The sequence below is a fragment of the Pseudomonas sp. JZ134 genome, assembly GCF_051027695.1.
GTDB classification, from domain to species: domain Bacteria; phylum Pseudomonadota; class Gammaproteobacteria; order Pseudomonadales; family Pseudomonadaceae; genus Chryseomonas; species Chryseomonas luteola.
Genome location: NZ_CP069250.1, coordinates 1062917 through 1079043, shown reverse-complemented (window position 1 = coordinate 1079043; position 16127 = coordinate 1062917). Strand labels below are relative to the sequence as shown.

The window sequence follows — 16127 nt, the reverse complement described above, 5'->3', positions numbered from 1 at the left end:
GCGGGTATCAAGTCCTGTCAAGCACAGCCGATAGCCAAGCAACCTCCTTTACGCTGTACTTAGCAGGACCTAAGCAATGACCCTTCGTAACTTGAATATCGCACCTCGTGCTTTTCTGGGGTTCGCGTTCATAGCTGTACTCACTTTGTTCCTGGGCGTTTTCTCGCTCTATCAGATGCGTGATATCCGCCAGAACAGTATTAACTTTGAACAGAATGTGCTCCCCAGCATAACCAGCCTAGATGAAATTACATCGCTAACCCTGCGCCTGCGCGTGCTCTCCTATCGTTTGCTTATCAACCGCGAACCGGAAAATCTGCAAAAGACGTTGGCATTGTTTGATCAGCGGATCAGTCAGGTTGAAGCTGCGCGGACACGCTATGAGAAGCTGATTGCATCGGAGGCGGAGCGCGGCTTTTATAACGATTTCCAAAAGTTGTGGGGTGATTATCTTCAGCTGAAGAACCGCATGCTGCAGCTCTCCTCAGCGAATCAACTTGATGAGCTTAAGGTTGTACTCAACGATGAGCTTCTGAAGAACTCTGACGCAATCAATGCGGTGTTAGGCAAACTTGTCGATATCAATGCAGACTCGACGACAAAGTCTAATCAAAGTGCTGCCCAGAGCTATTCCACTTCTGTGGCCACCGCTATTACTTTGTTGGTCATCGTCGCATTACTGACCGTACTCCTGGCTTGGCTGCTGACGCGTAGCATCGTGCAGCCGGTTGATCAGGCTCTGCGTGCCGCTGAAGAAATTGCCAGCGGTGACCTGACCAAGCACATTCAGGTTACCGGCAAGGATGAGCCCGCTCGTCTCTTGATGGCCATGCGTACCATGCAGGAAAAACTGCGTCATACGTTAGAGCGCATCTCAGGCTCCTCGAGCCAGTTGGCTGCCGCCTCCGAAGAGCTCAGCAGCATCACTGACGAGAGTGCACGTGGCCTGAATCGCCAGAATGACGAAATCCAGATGGCTGCAACGGCCGTAACGGAAATGAGCTCGGCGGTAGAAGAAGTGGCTCGCAATGCCATGACAACGTCCGAAGCCTCCAAGCACTCTGCCAGTGCGGCTCAGGAAGGTCAGGGTCGCGTACTGGAGACCGTTTCGTCCATTGAGCACATGACCTCGGAGGTTCAGACGACCGCATGTCTGGTCGGTGAACTTGCCAGTCAATCACGCGATATTGGCAAGGTGCTTGATGTGATTCGTGGCCTGGCTGACCAGACCAACCTGCTGGCACTCAACGCCGCTATTGAAGCGGCCCGTGCGGGAGAGGCAGGTCGCGGCTTCGCTGTCGTCGCCGACGAGGTGCGGGCCCTGGCGCATCGTACCCAGGAGTCGACTCGTGAAATTGAGCAGATGATCATGAGTATCCAAAACGGTACTGAGCAGGCTGTGAACTCAATGGAGTCCAGCACAACCCGAGCAGGTTCTACGCTAGAAGTGGCTCGTCGTGCCGGCGAAGCGCTGGAAGAAATCACCCGCGCCATCAGCGAGATTAACGAGCGCAACCTAGTCATTGCCAGCGCAGCCGAAGAGCAGGCACAGGTAGCCCGCGAAGTAGACCACAATCTGGTCAATATTCGGGATCTGTCAGTCCAGAGCTCGGAAGGTGCTCGTGATACCACGGCAGCCAGCCAAGAGCTGTCGCGCCTGGCTGTTGAGCTGAATACCTTGGTATCTCATTTCAAGGTTTAAGGATGAACGTGGTGCAAGGATGCACCCCCTCCATCAAAGCACCCAGATCAGCAGTTGGGCGCCCAACAGATTCAACAAGCCGGTCAGTACCATCGTCAGTCCGGCCACTGTCCCCTCCTCAATGCCTACCTCGTAAGCGCGGCTTGTACCGGCACCATGGGCACCTACACCGAACATCGCACCTCGCGCCAGAGCAGAGCGCAACGGAAGAAAGCGCAAAAGAAGACTGCCTACCACAGCGCCAAAAACACCTGTGACCAATACGAAAGCAGCGGTCAGTTCAGGTACGCCCCCCAGATCCTTGGACATAGGCATGGCAAACGGTGTCGTAATCGAGCGTGGCAGCAGGGATAACGTGACAGGCGCTTCCAAAGCCAGCAAATGGGCCAATGCCCAAGAGCTGAAGATTGACACAAAGCTGCCTACTACAATGCCGGCCATAAGTGCTCGCCAATAACGGACCAGAAGTCGACGCTGCTGCCAGATCGGTACGGCAAACGCGACGGTAGCCGGCCCAAGCAGGCTGATCAGCCAACCGGTGTAGTGGGAATACTGCGCATAGCTCGTGCCTGTCGGAATGGCAATCAGGTAAAGAATAGTCGGCACAAAGACAATAGGAGCCAGCACATACCACTTGATGCGCTTGTAAATCATCCGGCTCAGGATATACCCACCCAACGTCAGAAGCAGCCAGAACACGCCAGTCCAATCAAGCATCCTGGCGGCTCCTGCGACGAAACATCCATTCCACCGTCAAAGCGGTACTGATCATGACCAGAAGCGTGCTGAAGCACACCGCCATAAGAATACGGATGCCCTCTTCCCGGACGAGAGGCCCATAATCAAGCAAACTCATCAGCGCTGGGATGAAAAATAGCAGCATCTCACCGACCAGCACACGGGCACCGCTTTCAAGCCACTCTGGCTTTATCACTCGCAGCGCAAGAGACAGCAGAAGGATCGCCAGACCTAGAACACCTGCTGGGATAGGCAAACCGAAATACTGCCCAAGCCATCCGCCTAGCCACCAGATACCTAACAACACAGCCAACTCAACCAGCGTCCGCATGTAACGGGGAACCATAAGACATCCATTACGTTTAACTGGCTTCAAGGATACGCCCGGCCTTACTATCCCAGAAGCGAATTATTAGAATCAGAGCCATTCCAAAATGGAATTCAAACAACTCCGCATGTTTATCGAGGTTGTACGCCAGGGCGGTTTTACCGCCAGTACACGTGTGCTTCACGCGACTCAATCGACCGTCAGCAAGCAGATTGCTCATCTGGAGCAAAGTCTGGGGTTGCGTCTGCTGGATCGGACAGGCCCCGCCCTAGAATTGACCGATGCAGGACATGTTGTGCTCAAACATGCTGAGCACATATTGCGCCAACACCGCGAAATGCTGACGGAGCTGGATGATCTGGCCCGCCTGGGACAAGGACAACTGCGCGTTGGGCTACCCATTCTGGGTGCAGAAACATTGTTTGCAGCCCCCTTTTCCCTCTACCGTAAGCGCTATCCGCAAATTACGGTTCACTTGGTGGAAGGTGGCAGCAAGCTCATGGAGGAGTTGGTCATCAAGGGTGATATAGAGATTGGTGGCTGTCTTACCCCTAATGATCCTTTTTTTGATTATCAACCTTTTTGCAATGAGCCATTGGATGCCGTGTTGTCATGTATTCATCCATTGGCCAATAGGTCCCGATTGGCATTAGCGGAGCTGGCCGCTACGCCCTTCTTGCTATATCAGCAGAGCTATACCTTGAACGATCGACTGTTACAGGCGTGCCGCGAAGCGGGCTTTACGCCCCAAGAAGGTGGCAGAAGTGGACAGGCGGACTTTCTAATAGCATTGGCAGCAGCAGGACAAGGCGTTGTTCTCCTACCCCGAATCGTGGCCCAAAAGCTGATACGTCCCGATGTCGTACGCATTCCTCTGACCCAACCTGACCTCCGGTGGGACGCCTCCTTTATCTGGCGGCGTGGTGCATACCTTTCCCGGGCGGCAAGAGCCTGGCTCGATCTCATGCAGGAAGTCAGCCTGGAGCAATTCGGCAAACTGGATACTTGAGTCTGAATATCTTGAATTAGAGTCTGCCATGACAACATAGTCATCAAGCTATTAGCGCCTGATGACTTAGCAGGCTGCCGCTCCCCTCAGCGGATCAAGGCTGTTATCAGACGATCCAGCCACGGCTCCGCGTCTGTTTCGGGAGTAACGGTTTCACTGGCATCGAGCTTTAACATAGGCAGCACTTCCTGCAGTCCAAGTTCAGCAAACAGCTCCTGCATTTGCATGCCACCACCACAGTAAGTATCGCCGTAACTGGCGTCCCCCAAACCGATCACGGCTGCGGGCCTGCCACGCCAAGCCGGAAGCGTATCGCGCAGAGCATAGTAAAGCGGCTGTACGTTGTCCGGCAGCTCTCCCATTCCGGTTGTCGATGTCACGGCAAGAAACGCATCGGCATCGAAAGCCAGCAAATCGTCCAATCCTCCACGCAAATTGAGCCAGACCTCATGCCCACCTGCCTCCAGAATCTGCTTGGCGTGCCTGGCGACCTCCTCGGCCGTGCCGTAAACAGAGCCACATAAAATGGCGACTTTCATGACACCTCCTTAATCACTGGTATGCCTAACCTTACCATGCTGCCTTTTGGTTCACACACAGCGCTTCTTGCACTGACATGACGCCTACTACTTAGGTCTAGCCAGCGCTCATCGGCATTTAACGCAAATGGAATGAACCTTGTATATGCTTGCACAGCCTGATACTCAGGCGATCGAAGCACTCCAAAACGAGCCGCTTCCTGTTCTCGACCGCAGTGTCTACCCGGCGCTGTGTAATCAGACCGTCCTATCCGGATAGTTGCATGTGGAGAGTTCTATGATGCATCCCGTCACCCTGATGGTGGCTCGCCGTGTCGCCGATGGCTGTTACGATAATTTTCTCGAATGGCTCCGCGAAGGTGAGCGCTTGGCGACCTGCTATGAAGGCTATCTTGGATCGGGCGTCCTCTCCCCACCGCCAGGCGATAATGAAGTCCAGATCGTGTTTCGTTTTTCTAATGAGCAGACATTAGGTGCGTGGGAACATTCCTCGACGCGTCAGCACTGGCTTGAGCGGGGCAAGGATCTCTTCGAGCAGCCGCAGGAGCTTCGTGCACAGGGCCTTGATACCTGGTTTGGCGATGCCCGCCGCACACCCCCTCGCTGGAAGCAAAGCATTGCTGTCTGGCTTGCGTTCTTTCCTGTATCGCTGCTATTCAATGCCTTGTTAGGCGACAGGTTGGCTGGGTTGCCACTGATACCCAGAATATTGCTCAGCACCCTGATCCTGACCCCTATCATGGTGTGCTTCTTTATCCCATGGGTAACTCGCCTGCTTTCCGGCTGGCTCAATAGTGATGCCTCGCAGGCTCGCCGGAGAACACTCCGGCCTGCTACGACCCGTCATTCGTGATGTCACGATGGTGAAGGGTTTGCGATAATCGAAAGCTGTCTGCAAAGTATCGAATCTCTAGCAGACAGCCCTTTCGTCTGTCGGAGCCCCATCCCATGCATCACACGTTTGCTGCCCCGCTGATTATCACGGGCGCCAATAAACGAGTCGGCCTTGCCTTGACCAAGAGATTGAGCAGTCAGGGGTATGAGATCGTAGCCACGTACCGCAACGATCCTGGCGAGCTGGTGACGCTGGAAAATGTTTACCCTGTTCAGGTAGACCTGACCTCCGTTGAAGACAGGCAACGGTTTATCGACTATGTACTCACTTATGCCAAAAGCCTGCGCGGTATCATTCATAATGCATCGCTTTGGCTGGACGACTCGCTTCATCATTTCCAGACCATGTATCAGGTGCATCTCGAAGCGCCGTATCACCTAAACCTGGCTCTGGAGCCGCTCCTGCTTGCCAGTATGCGCGCCGATATCATCCACATTTGTGACGACAGTGCCTCCCGGGGCAGCAAGAATCACATCGCCTATGCAGCGACCAAGGCGGGGTTGAGTAACATGACCCTGTCGTTCGCTGAAAAGCTCGCACCTACTGTCAGAGTGAATACCATTGCTCCCGGCCTCCTTATTTTCAAAGAGGACAGCAGTGCTGATTATCAGGAGGCTACGCTGAAAAAGGCTCTACTTCCGTATGAGCCTGGAGCCGCGCCGATCATCGAGGCTGTGACCTATCTGTTGCAGTCCACCTATACAACAGGCAGTACGGTTACGGCCAATGGTGGCCGCCACCTGCGTCATTCGAAGAATGCCTGATTGTCCCAAGCATTCATTTTTGGAGGAATCGATCCATGACCGAACAAGAGCGCATTGAGCTGGAGGCTGCGGCCTTTCGTACACTAGTAGAACATTTGCGCAAGCGTACCGACGTACAAAACATCGACCTGATGAACCTGTCAGGCTTTTGCCGGAACTGCCTATCGAAATGGTATAAGGCGGCGGCGGATGAAAAGGGCGTGGAACTGAGCATGGACGATGCACGTGAGGCCGTCTATGGAATGCCGTATGCCGAGTGGAAATCGCTTTACCAGAAGGAAGCCACACCTGAACAGGCTGCTGCTTTCAAGGAGAGTGCCAAGCCATGACTCCCCTCGAGACCTTTCGCGCTCGGCTTCGTAGTGATGAGCATCTGTTTGCCGATACCCTGGCTTTCATTGCAGAGCACTATGATTACACGCCTCAAGCCTTTGTAAATGGTTCGGTAGAAAACGCAGCTGGCCAAAACGAAGGCTCCTGCAAAACTCTAGGCCTTGCGCTGATGGAGAGCTTCGAGACACAGGAAGCCCTGTTGGCCTTTGGGGAGCATTACCGTAGCGTTATTGCGACTCCTGAAGGTGCTGATCACGCGAACATCCGCTCGCTGATCACCCATGGTCTGGCAGGCGTCCGCTTCGCCCAGCTGCCATTGGCAGCAAAACAGTCGGTTTGATCTGTCGCTTGCGCCTTGATCCGAAACGATCAAGGCGCAACAGTGTTGCTCATAACTTTTTCGCGCTCAGTGGCTAGATCTTACTTACCTAATTGAATCAAGCCGTGCCTTCAGCTCATGGGTCAGTAATAATAGGCAGCGACTGCTTTCTAAACCTGTGACTGCCAATGCGCCTATCTCGCTTTTACGTCGACCTTCCCCTTTCGCTCGGGCAACAGATCCTCCCTGAAGCACAGGCTCATTATATGGGACGTGTATTACGTCTTACCTCGGGTACAGCCGTACAGCTATTCGATGGGTCTGGCTATGAATACAAGGGAATGCTAACCGAGATCGGGAAAAAATCGGCGCACGTGGACATACAGGAGCGCTTTTCCGGAGTGGAGGAATCAACGCTTCGTGTCCATTTAGGGCAAGGTCTTTCCCGAGGGGAAAGAATGGATTGGGCTATACAAAAAGCGACAGAACTGGGCGCCGCCGAAATCACTCCTGTCATGACGGAGCGCTGCGAGGTGCGCCTGAAAGATGAGCGAGCCGACAAGCGTCTTCTACATTGGAAGCAGGTCGCTATTAGCGCCTGTGAGCAGTGCGGACGTTCAACCCTCCCTATCATCCATGCCCCCGTCACGCTAGCCGAGTGGCTTGGAAAGGTCGAGGCCGATTTGAAGCTTGTACTTCATCCCGTTGCGGAGCCGCTTACCAGCCACACACCACCCTCTAGTCTCGCCTTTCTGATAGGCCCAGAAGGTGGTCTTACTGATAACGAGGTGGCAGAGTCCCAGAAGGCCGGTTTTGTTTCTGCACGTCTGGGACCGCGTGTACTCAGGACTGAAACAGCGCCGGTTGTGGCGCTGGCTGTAGCACAGCAGCTCTGGGGAGACTTCTAGAAGAGTTAGAAAGCCTGGTCTCAACCGGGCTTTCTGATTAGATCACTCCGATTTCAGCCAGCTTTTCTTCCAGCGCAATCAGATCGGGAATCTTCACTACACTACCCTGATGCTTCACAGCTGCCAGCTCCAGAGGATCCAGAGGAACATCAGCCGACTCAAGGTCAGGTGTAACTCTCATGGAACGTGGAATACCTTGCACGAGGATGGCCAGGAAACGCACATGAGCACGCCCTCCCAAGGCGTTGATGATCGCGACCCGGGCTGACGTACTGTTACGGTCAAACTGCAACGGCGCTCCCGAGGCGGCTTCGAAGCTGAGCAGCGGGAGCCGAAGGTCTCGCCACGCCACCTGCCCCAAACACCAGTCAGGCTGATCGGCCAGCTTGGCAACCGGTCGATACGGTATCAACTCAGCCACAGCAACGTTAGGCAGCAAAAGCGTGCGGTCCGTAAGGGAAAGCAGCAGTCCTGTCAGGTTTTCAGGTGTGCTTGTGAGTGCTGGTGTTTGACTCATAGGAACTCCTTTCAATGAGCATGCTGCTTGGCTAGGCGGTTGACCAGCGCTTCGGCCAGCCCCCGCGGATCACTCGTGAACGAAGAGAATCCTGCCTCTCGAAGTGTCTCTGGCATACTGGCGCAACTACAACTGTCGGCGCTTTGAGTCCATATCTCCGCACCTCTTCGGCGCATATAGGCTGCCGAGCTGCTACCGTCATTACCCATGCCACTAAAAATGATCATGCCGCAACGCGAACCGAAATGTTGAGCCAGATTGAGCATCATCTGGTCGACCGAAGGCGTATAGGGCTCCGGCCATTTGCGGCTCAGGACATCCAGCTTGGAATCATTACGAAAGCTCAGCTCGTTCTGTGTTGGAACGACTATGACCTCACCACACCTGACCTCAAGTCCCGGCTGCGCAATTTGTACATGCCATTGACTGTGGCGACCTACCGCCATTGGAAGTGTTGCCTCGAAATTGGCATCGATATGCTGCGCATAAAGAAAGCCAATCGGCAATCCGCCTGGCAAAGCGTCAAGAAAAGCCTTTACTGCATCCGGTCCGCCCAGCGATGCGGCCAACAGCCATACCTCTTTGGCAGACTCCCCCATCTGCAAGGGTGTTGAGGCCAGAGACGCTGGCAAACTCAGTCGCTCCGGACGCTCGGTATCAGCCAGAAGCGCCTGAAGGCTCGGACCAACTGCCTCGGTCGTATCACCCACCAAATGCTTCAGCTTGGTAATAAGGCGGCGCTCCCAGCGCGGGAAAAGATCCGAGCTGAACTCAGGTGCCTGGCCTTCTCCAAAGAGGACGGGCGTAGAGGTATGTTCAAGCAGATCCTCCAGCACGTTGGAGTCTTCCGACTCAGCCAGATCCACCAGCCAAAGATCCGTCTCACAGGCTCGCAAGGCTTCCACATCAAGGCGCGTCGGATCGCTGTTGAATACCACCTGATAGCCGTTGCCAGCCAATACCTGTTGCAACACATACCGTTGCAACGAGGTATCAGCCAGAATGGCAACTCGAACTATTGCTTTCTCAGTCATTTACCTTGACCAACTGTTGGATGTGATTGAGAAGCTCATTTTCCTGGTACGGCTTGCCTAGGTAATGATTTACGCCAATAGTGAAAGCACGATCACGGTGCTTCTCGCCTGTGCGTGACGTAATCATGATGATAGGCAGGTCCTTGAGATGCTCATCGTGACGCACGAGTGAAGCCACCTCGAAGCCATCCATCCGCGGCATCTCGATATCAAGCAACAGGATATCGGGCTTGCGCTCCTGAAGTAGAGCAATCGCATCCACGCCATCCTTAGCGGTAATCACGTCCATCCCGCTCCGTTCAAGCAGACGGCTAGTCACCTTGCGAACCGTAACCGAGTCGTCAACCACCATAACCAGTGTCGGCCGCTCAACTTCGGTCTCCACGGCATAGTCGATCGCAATAGACAGGTCGGCCGGCGCGCCAACGGCACGAGCATAGCGGCTGCGAATCAAGGCCAGCAGGTCAAGAATCACGACTACTCGACCATCCCCTAGAATCGTAGCGCCAGAGATACCATGCACGCCGGTAAACTGTGGGCCCAGGCTCTTTACTACGATCTCTCGCGAACCGGCCAGGCTGTCGATCTGTATAGCCACGGCATGGTCATTCGAGCGCACCAAAATAACCGGCAAGGGAAGCGGCTGGTTGATCAGTTTAGGCCGTTGCCCATTTTCCAGCAGCTCACCCAAGTATTTCAGCTCATACGTCTGGCCTGCATACTCGAAGGAACGAGCACCGGCCTGATAGTAAGCTTCCAGCTCCGTCGCCGACACACGAACGATACCTTCGATTGTGTTCAGCGGAACTGCATACAGGTCCTCGCCAGAGTGCACCATCAGTGCCCGGTTGACCGACACCGTAAAGGGCAAACGGATCGAAAAGGTCGTTCCCTCTCCTGCAACCGAGTGAATGCCCATGGTTCCACCCAATTGTTTAACCTCGGAGTGGACCACGTCCATACCAACGCCGCGTCCGGAAATCTGAGTCACCTGTGCAGCGGTGGAGAAGCCCGACTCCAGGATGAACTGCATGACTTCCTGCTCGGAAAGCTCACTGCCCTCATCCATCAGGCCGCGCTCTATGGCTTTGCGACGTACCGCAGACAAATCGATACCACGGCCATCGTCAGAAAGCGTCAGCAGAATATCACCGCCCTCACGACTCAAGGAGAGGTGGATATTGCCCGTTTCGGGCTTGCCTGTTTCCTTACGTGCTTCACTGTTTTCGATACCATGGTCTACCGCGTTACGCAGCATGTGCTCGAGCGGAGCGACAATACGCTCCAGCACATTGCGATCCATTTCGCCTTCAGGGTTGTTTACCTCAAACTCAACCTGCTTTCCCAGCTCACCCGCCACCTGCCGAACAACGCGGCGCAGACGTGGAACCATACGGTCGAAAGGCACCATGCGCGTACGCATCAGGCCCTCCTGAAGTTCCGTGTTGACGCGAGCCTGCTGTAATAGCAGGGTCTCCGCATCACGGTTACGGGATGCCAGTGTGTTTTTCAGATCGAGCAAGTCAGACGCCGACTCGAACAAGGAGCGGGACAGCTGTTGCAGTTGCGAGTATCGGTCCATTTCCAATGGATCGAACTCTTCATAGCCCGCACGCTCATGCTCATCCTGGTGACGGCTGAGGATCTGGGCCTGCGTTTCGGTATCCAAGCGACGTAACTGATCGCGGACCCGCTCAATGGTCGCTTCCATCTCACTGAGCGTGGCACCGATATCACTAACCTGCTGCTCGACACGACCTCGGAAAATGGAAGTCTCACCGGCCAGATTAACCAGGTTTTCGAGCAGATCAGCCGGAACGCGTACCAATTCCTGAGGAGCTCGACGGTTACTGTCTTTGCGCGCCGCTTCCTGCGCCCGTTGTACGAAAGGCAGCACCTGAACCTGATCATTGGACTCTTGCGGTGCAGCGGCCATGACAGGGGCAAGCACCTCCAGAGGTTGCTCGGGCTCGCTCACTGGTTCAGGTTCAATCGCTACAGCCAATGCAGGCATGGGCGCTGCGGTGAAATGTTCACGCAGGTCCGCAATTCGTGCCCCTAGATCAGCCAAGCCGTCACGGGCCTTGCCTTTCAACTCAACAATACGGTCCGAGGCAACGGGCCCGTTTAATGGGCTGGCGTCCCCCAGCTCCTGTTCAAGCAAGTGGGCCTGGTCACCTAGTGCGAACTGGCCTGCGAGACGAGCACCACCTTTCAAGGTATGCAGGCAGCGCAGCAGATCATCAACGGCCTCATTCGAGCCTTCGACTTCCTCCCAACGATGGAGCGCCAACTCCATATTGGTGAGCAAGTCCTCAGCCTCCTCGATAAAGATCTCCAGAATTTCGTCTTCATCGGAGTCTTCTACTTGAGCAGGCGGCAATGTAATGCTGACAGGCTGCTCCAACTGCTGATCCGTGCTGGTACGGAAAGCATGAATGGCCTCCACCAGACGCTGACCAGACGGTACAGGTTGGCGGTTACGGACACTTTCCAGCATCTCAAGCAACAGATCGTGGCTTTGATGTAGAAGGCCAAACAAGTGCTCACTTGAACGGAGGCGTCCTGCACTCAATCCCTCGTATAGGAACTCAAGCTCATGGGCCAAATCGCTGACGGGTGTGATGTCAGCCATACGGGCACCGCCTTTGAGCGTATGCAGGTCACGTTGCAAGGCTTCCAGCTCAAAGCTGTTATGCGTGTCCATCTGCCAACGTTGCAGAGAACCTGCCGCGCTTTGAAGAATATCGAAACCTTCCTCAAGGAAAATATCGATCAGTTCCTCGTCAGCCTCGTCCAGAGGCTCGGAAGGTTGTACCTCTGGCGTTGACGTGTCCTCGGAATACGCAGCGTCTTCATCCTGCTCGACCTGCTGCGTCCGCTGTATACCCTGCCGATAGGCCTGAATCGCATCGATCAGGTCATCAGGCTGACTAAGCGCTTGATGATTCTGCAACTGGTCAAGCTGCTGAGCCAAGCGGTCATGACAACGCTGGAGCAGCGGTTTTAAGTCGTCACTTGGTTGGTAACGACCGTCAACAAGCCCCTCGTATAACGTCTCAAGCTCATGGGCCAAAAGGCTGATGGGCTCGATATCAGCCATCCGCGCCCCGCCCTTGAGGGTATGTAGGTCGCGCTGCAGAATCCAGAGATTGTTATGGTTGGTCGGCTCCTTGAACCAGCGCTCAAGTGCCTGCCCAGCACTATCAAGCAGGTCGACCGCCTCTTCCAGGAAGATGGCCACCATCTCGCTGTCAAGCTCATCGTCAACTGGAATAGCAGGAGCCTGTGCAACGGGCTCGGCCGTACTGATCGCAGAGGACTCGACTACCGGATCGATATGATCAGCCGACACTGCCTTAGTCTCAGTCTCAGTCTCAGTCTCAGTCTCAGTCTCAGTCTCAGTAGCATCCAGTTCAGCAAGAAGCAAATGCAATGCATTGATGCGCTCACCCTGAGGTGTGGCTCTAAGCCCCACGGCCAGTTGGTTAAGCATGCTGACCAAGGCTTCCTGGGAAGCCAGCACCTCTTCGAAGAACGCGTCGCGATGAGGAATATGCGCACTAATGCAAGATTGATAGACCTCGCAAAGAACCGAACTCAACGCCTCCACGTCTGAAAGTCCCGCGTTAGCGGCCCGATCAGAGAAATGAGTAAACTCAGCAGACAGCGCGGCAGCATGATGAGCATCATCACCCGTTGCTTGCCAGGCCTCTAGCAGCCCATCGGCCTTGAGCAGGATATCCATGCTCTCGATAAGAAAATCGGAGAGACGTTGACGGTTGTGATGCGTATTCGACTCTGCCGCATCGATCGAAGCGGTCTGCTCGGATCTTTGCTCCAGCAGATCCTGCAATCGAGCCAATAAGGCATCATTATCGATAAGCTGAATATCGATATGGTCGTCACTCAACTGTCTGAGGCCGTCCTCTATCGAATACGCTGCATCCGCCAGTACCTGCTGCTCTTCAGAGCCAAACGGTGTATGGCTTGCCTTGTATTCCTTAACAACACGCTCCAACAACGAAGCAAGGTCAGCAATCGCTGAAATACCTGCCATATGAGCGCTACCCTTGAGGGTATGCAAGGCACGCAGCAGATTATCAGTAACCTGTTGAGGTACCTCAGGGTCCGCCTGTTCGAGGTATTCCGCAATTATTGCAAGATGAGCCTCCGCCTCATTACGGAAGATATCCAGTAGCAACGGATCAACATTTTCACGCTCAGGCAGCTCTTCAAGCACAGGCTCGCTTGTGACCTGCGCATCCAGCGACTTTTCGTCATCAGCTTCAAGGCTAAGCTCTGGCTCTGGCTCTGGCTCTGGCTCTGGCTCTTCAGCATGGTCTACAGCCGTAACCGGAGCCTCGACGTCAGCATTTTCATCCTGAGAACCGGGCTCAACCTCAGAAGCAGGCTCTACCTGTTCAGAAGACTCAAGCGCGTCTGGAATCGGAAGCCCGCGGGCCAGCGCATGAGCCGCTGCTGCAAGGTAATCGACATCGTTACGCTGACGCTGAGCATTCAACTCGTATTCATCAATCAGCTGCGGCAGTAGCTGTACGACCTCGTTTACTACATGCTGAATATCGGCAGAGGTTTCTACACTGTGGTCGATGACACGGTTGAGAAGATTTTCAACTGCCCATGAGAGCTCGCCAATGATCAAGGCGCGCACCATGCGCCCGCTGCCCTTCAGGGTATGGAAGGCTCGACGGCTCTCAGATAACGCTTCACGATCCGAGGCATTAGTCAGCCAGCGGGGAATATACGTGTTAAGCGTTTCAAGTACTTCTTCTGCCTCTTCGATGAAGACCTCTCTCAAGTCTTCATCGACAGGCTCCTCATCAACAGGAGGAGGAAGAATAGAGGGAGGAACTTCTTTTGCAGGCGGATTGATAGCCTGCACAGGGGAGGCCATGACTTCCCCCAGATCCATACCTGTCTCTTCGCCATGACTAGGGAGAGAGGCGTCAGCTACTGTATCGACGTGTTCAGGTAACGCCTCAGCCTTAGTCGGCTGCGTTGCATCTAGAGACGCAGTGGCTTCCTGCGCGTCATCACTGGTTTCCAAGGCACCGGCAGCTGCGTCGGCAGGCAGTTCTGGCTCTGTCGAGGGCTCGTGAGAAAGCGCCTCCTCCGCCGTCGGCTCAAGTGATGTGGCGTCCTCCTGTAGGCCGTCAACACCAGAAGCGGTGCTGGCTTCAGGAGAGCTGCTTTCGAGCGAATCAACCGCTTCAGCGTGTGCAGGCTCTTCAACCTTTGCATCAGCATCGCTCATCGCGGTGTCAGCGCTTGCGTCCGGCGTCGGCTCTGTAGCTACTTCCTCTACAACCAGAGGCACATCAGTCGAACTGGATACCAAGGGATAGCCCAAGGTTTCCATGCTCTCCTCTGCTACATCAAGAATCAGCTCCTGCTGTGCATTGGAGTCGTCAGCGAGACGTTCAAGGTAATATTCGACACTGGTAATAGCATCTGCCAGCGTGTCCAAGCTCTGCCAGTCTGGAACGACCTGGCGAGCCAGGAGCTCTTGCTGAATATAGCGATTACATGCCTCAACCAGGCCTGCTGCACGCTCCAGAGGAATCATGCCCAGGCCGCCTCGAACCTGGGTCAGCAACTGGGGAATCGGCAACAAATGCTCATGATTCCATTGAGAGGCTATGAATTCGATAATGGCATCTTTGGTCTGCTCAAGACCGTTACGCGCCTCTCTAATGACAAGCTGATGTACCTGGGCAACGTCTGTCGTGGGAAGATGAGACTCTTCATCATCGCCATGATCCGTCACGCCAATCATGCCCGCCAGTGTTGCCTCGACATAAAGCAACGCACCTGCGATATCCATGAGCGCAGAATCGGTACTGGGCACATCACCAGCGGCCAGCGCCGAGACCTGATCGATCTGATCTAGAATGACGCGACGCGGCTGGCCAAAGCCCAGGACAGCCAACGTGTCTGCAATTTGCTTCAAGGGAAGCAGCAGTGCGCCCAGCTCGCTAGACTGCTGACGGTCGCTACGTACATACAAATCAAGGCTGTCCTTGATGCGCACCAGCTCTTCGCACAGAGCTGTCACCACGGAGCGCATCGCATCGCGATCCGGACCAATGCTTCCATTGTTTCCAGTATCACCCTGCCCTGAAATCTGCAGCGCTTCTTCGAGCTTGTAGAGAGCCTTTATTTCCTTGATCCGGGGCGTATCGCTTGTAGCTTGGCCCAGATAGAAAAGCAGATCGCGTGTCAGATCATAAGAAGCTGGCACATTGAGTGCCGCTGTTCCGCTTGCCAGCAGCCGCTTGAGCTCATTATCGATGCGACGCAGAAATACACGTACGCGGCTATCGTTCTCGAAGACGCCAGCGCTGAGTCCTTCAATCAGAGCAGAAGCCATCGGCCACAACTCGCCAAGCGGACTGCCTGCGCATAAATGCTCAAGACGCTCGAACACCTTCGTCAGATAATTGAGGTGACTGGCAACACCTTGGTTACGGAACAGGCTGACTTGTGCAACCTGTAAAACCTGACGGAGTTTGCGTACGACTACCGGCCAATCGGTTGCTTGTCTGCGAGCCAGCTCTTCAGGCTCGAGAAGCGGCACAAGAGGCGGAGAAGCTGGCGAGAAGAAGTTAACCTCGGATAAAGGCTTCTCGCCTCTGACTGCACGCAGTTCATTCAGAAGCGGCAGCACCATCATCGGCAGGTCGCGACGGGCACCGAGAATGCGATCTAAATAGGATGGAAGTTGCAAGATGGCTCGCATCAGAACTTCAAGCGCATCACTCTGGGCTGCTGCCGGATCGTTCTGAAGCACCTCGGCCAGCCGCTCCATTTCTTCGGCAAGCAGCGCCGCGCCATAGAACTCGACCATCTGCAGGGTGCCGTGGACCTGGTGAATGTAGGTCAGGCAGAAGCGAATCCGGGTAGTGTCCTGAGGATTCTCAACGAAAGCTTCAAGTGCATGCTGGGCTTGCTTCAGCGTTTCGGCAATCTCACCCTTCACCCACTCCAGAGCGACATAATCGTGCCGATCTGCCATAT

13 protein-coding genes and 1 pseudogene are annotated in these 16127 nt (G+C 54.7%); 8 read left to right on the top strand and 6 right to left on the bottom strand.

Translation table 11 applies throughout. The features are described from left to right. Positions 1 to 76: 76 nt before the first annotated feature. Both JQR86_RS04890 and JQR86_RS04885 read left to right on the top strand, forming a co-directional pair. Positions 77 to 796 (top strand): annotated as a pseudogene (locus JQR86_RS04890) (MCP four helix bundle domain-containing protein); the annotation flags it as partial. Between the two features lie 27 nt (positions 797 to 823). Then, positions 824 to 1702 (top strand): methyl-accepting chemotaxis protein, encoded by an 879-nt coding sequence (locus tag JQR86_RS04885; RefSeq protein WP_409438717.1) that lies wholly within the window; start codon positions 824 to 826, stop codon positions 1700 to 1702. Between the two features lie 33 nt (positions 1703 to 1735). Here JQR86_RS04885 and JQR86_RS04880 read toward each other — a convergent pair whose 3' ends face one another. Both JQR86_RS04880 and JQR86_RS04875 read right to left on the bottom strand, forming a co-directional pair. Further along, positions 1736 to 2419: an LrgB family protein gene (locus tag JQR86_RS04880; RefSeq protein ID WP_434154422.1), complete on the bottom strand. Its 684-nt coding sequence runs from the start codon at positions 2417 to 2419 to the stop codon at positions 1736 to 1738. Next, the gene (locus JQR86_RS04875; RefSeq protein ID WP_010795374.1) at positions 2412 to 2786 is read right to left on the bottom strand and encodes a CidA/LrgA family protein; all 375 of its coding nucleotides are present in this window, start codon (positions 2784 to 2786) and stop codon (positions 2412 to 2414) included. Before JQR86_RS04875 ends, JQR86_RS04880 begins: the two co-directional genes overlap by 8 nt. A gap of 88 nt (positions 2787 to 2874) precedes the next feature. On the opposite strand from JQR86_RS04875, the gene JQR86_RS04870 reads away from it, so the two are divergent. Further along, on the top strand, positions 2875 to 3777 hold the full coding sequence (locus tag JQR86_RS04870) for a LysR family transcriptional regulator (protein ID WP_434154421.1): 903 nt from the start codon (positions 2875 to 2877) through the stop codon (positions 3775 to 3777). Positions 3778 to 3863: 86 nt separating this feature from the next. On the opposite strand, the gene JQR86_RS04865 is transcribed toward JQR86_RS04870, so the two are convergent. Next, the gene (locus JQR86_RS04865) at positions 3864 to 4316 is read right to left on the bottom strand and encodes a flavodoxin (protein ID WP_286787432.1); all 453 of its coding nucleotides are present in this window, start codon (positions 4314 to 4316) and stop codon (positions 3864 to 3866) included. A 280-nt stretch (positions 4317 to 4596) separates the two neighbouring features. On the opposite strand from JQR86_RS04865, the gene JQR86_RS04860 reads away from it, so the two are divergent. From JQR86_RS04860 to JQR86_RS04840, 5 genes are all read left to right on the top strand, one after another. After that, positions 4597 to 5169 (top strand): antibiotic biosynthesis monooxygenase, encoded by a 573-nt coding sequence (locus tag JQR86_RS04860; RefSeq protein ID WP_286787693.1) that lies wholly within the window; start codon positions 4597 to 4599, stop codon positions 5167 to 5169. Positions 5170 to 5264: 95 nt separating this feature from the next. Further along, positions 5265 to 5975, top strand: coding sequence for a dihydromonapterin reductase (gene folM, locus JQR86_RS04855; protein WP_312600851.1), 711 nt, complete (start codon positions 5265 to 5267; stop codon positions 5973 to 5975). Positions 5976 to 6010: 35 nt separating this feature from the next. Then, positions 6011 to 6304: a DUF1244 domain-containing protein gene (locus JQR86_RS04850; RefSeq protein ID WP_019364360.1), complete on the top strand. Its 294-nt coding sequence runs from the start codon at positions 6011 to 6013 to the stop codon at positions 6302 to 6304. Beyond that, positions 6301 to 6648, top strand: coding sequence for a HopJ type III effector protein (locus JQR86_RS04845; protein WP_019364359.1), 348 nt, complete (start codon positions 6301 to 6303; stop codon positions 6646 to 6648). The genes JQR86_RS04850 and JQR86_RS04845 overlap by 4 nt, the downstream gene beginning before the upstream one ends. 167 nt (positions 6649 to 6815) lie before the next feature. Further along, on the top strand, positions 6816 to 7535 hold the full coding sequence (locus JQR86_RS04840) for a 16S rRNA (uracil(1498)-N(3))-methyltransferase (RefSeq protein WP_019364358.1): 720 nt from the start codon (positions 6816 to 6818) through the stop codon (positions 7533 to 7535). Positions 7536 to 7572: 37 nt separating this feature from the next. Here JQR86_RS04840 and JQR86_RS04835 read toward each other — a convergent pair whose 3' ends face one another. Genes JQR86_RS04835 through JQR86_RS04825 form a run of 3 tightly spaced genes read right to left on the bottom strand, consistent with a single transcriptional unit; the run spans position 7573 to position 16125 of the window. Beyond that, positions 7573 to 8052, bottom strand: a complete 480-nt coding sequence (locus JQR86_RS04835) for a chemotaxis protein CheW (protein WP_010795382.1) — start codon at positions 8050 to 8052, stop codon at positions 7573 to 7575. A gap of 11 nt (positions 8053 to 8063) precedes the next feature. Further along, positions 8064 to 9086 carry a chemotaxis protein CheB gene (locus JQR86_RS04830; protein WP_019364357.1) on the bottom strand — a complete coding sequence of 341 codons (1023 nt, stop codon included), beginning with the start codon at positions 9084 to 9086 and terminating at the stop codon, positions 8064 to 8066. Beyond that, the gene (locus JQR86_RS04825; RefSeq protein ID WP_434154420.1) at positions 9079 to 16125 is read right to left on the bottom strand and encodes an Hpt domain-containing protein; all 7047 of its coding nucleotides are present in this window, start codon (positions 16123 to 16125) and stop codon (positions 9079 to 9081) included. Before JQR86_RS04825 ends, JQR86_RS04830 begins: the two co-directional genes overlap by 8 nt. Positions 16126 to 16127 lie beyond the last annotated feature (2 nt).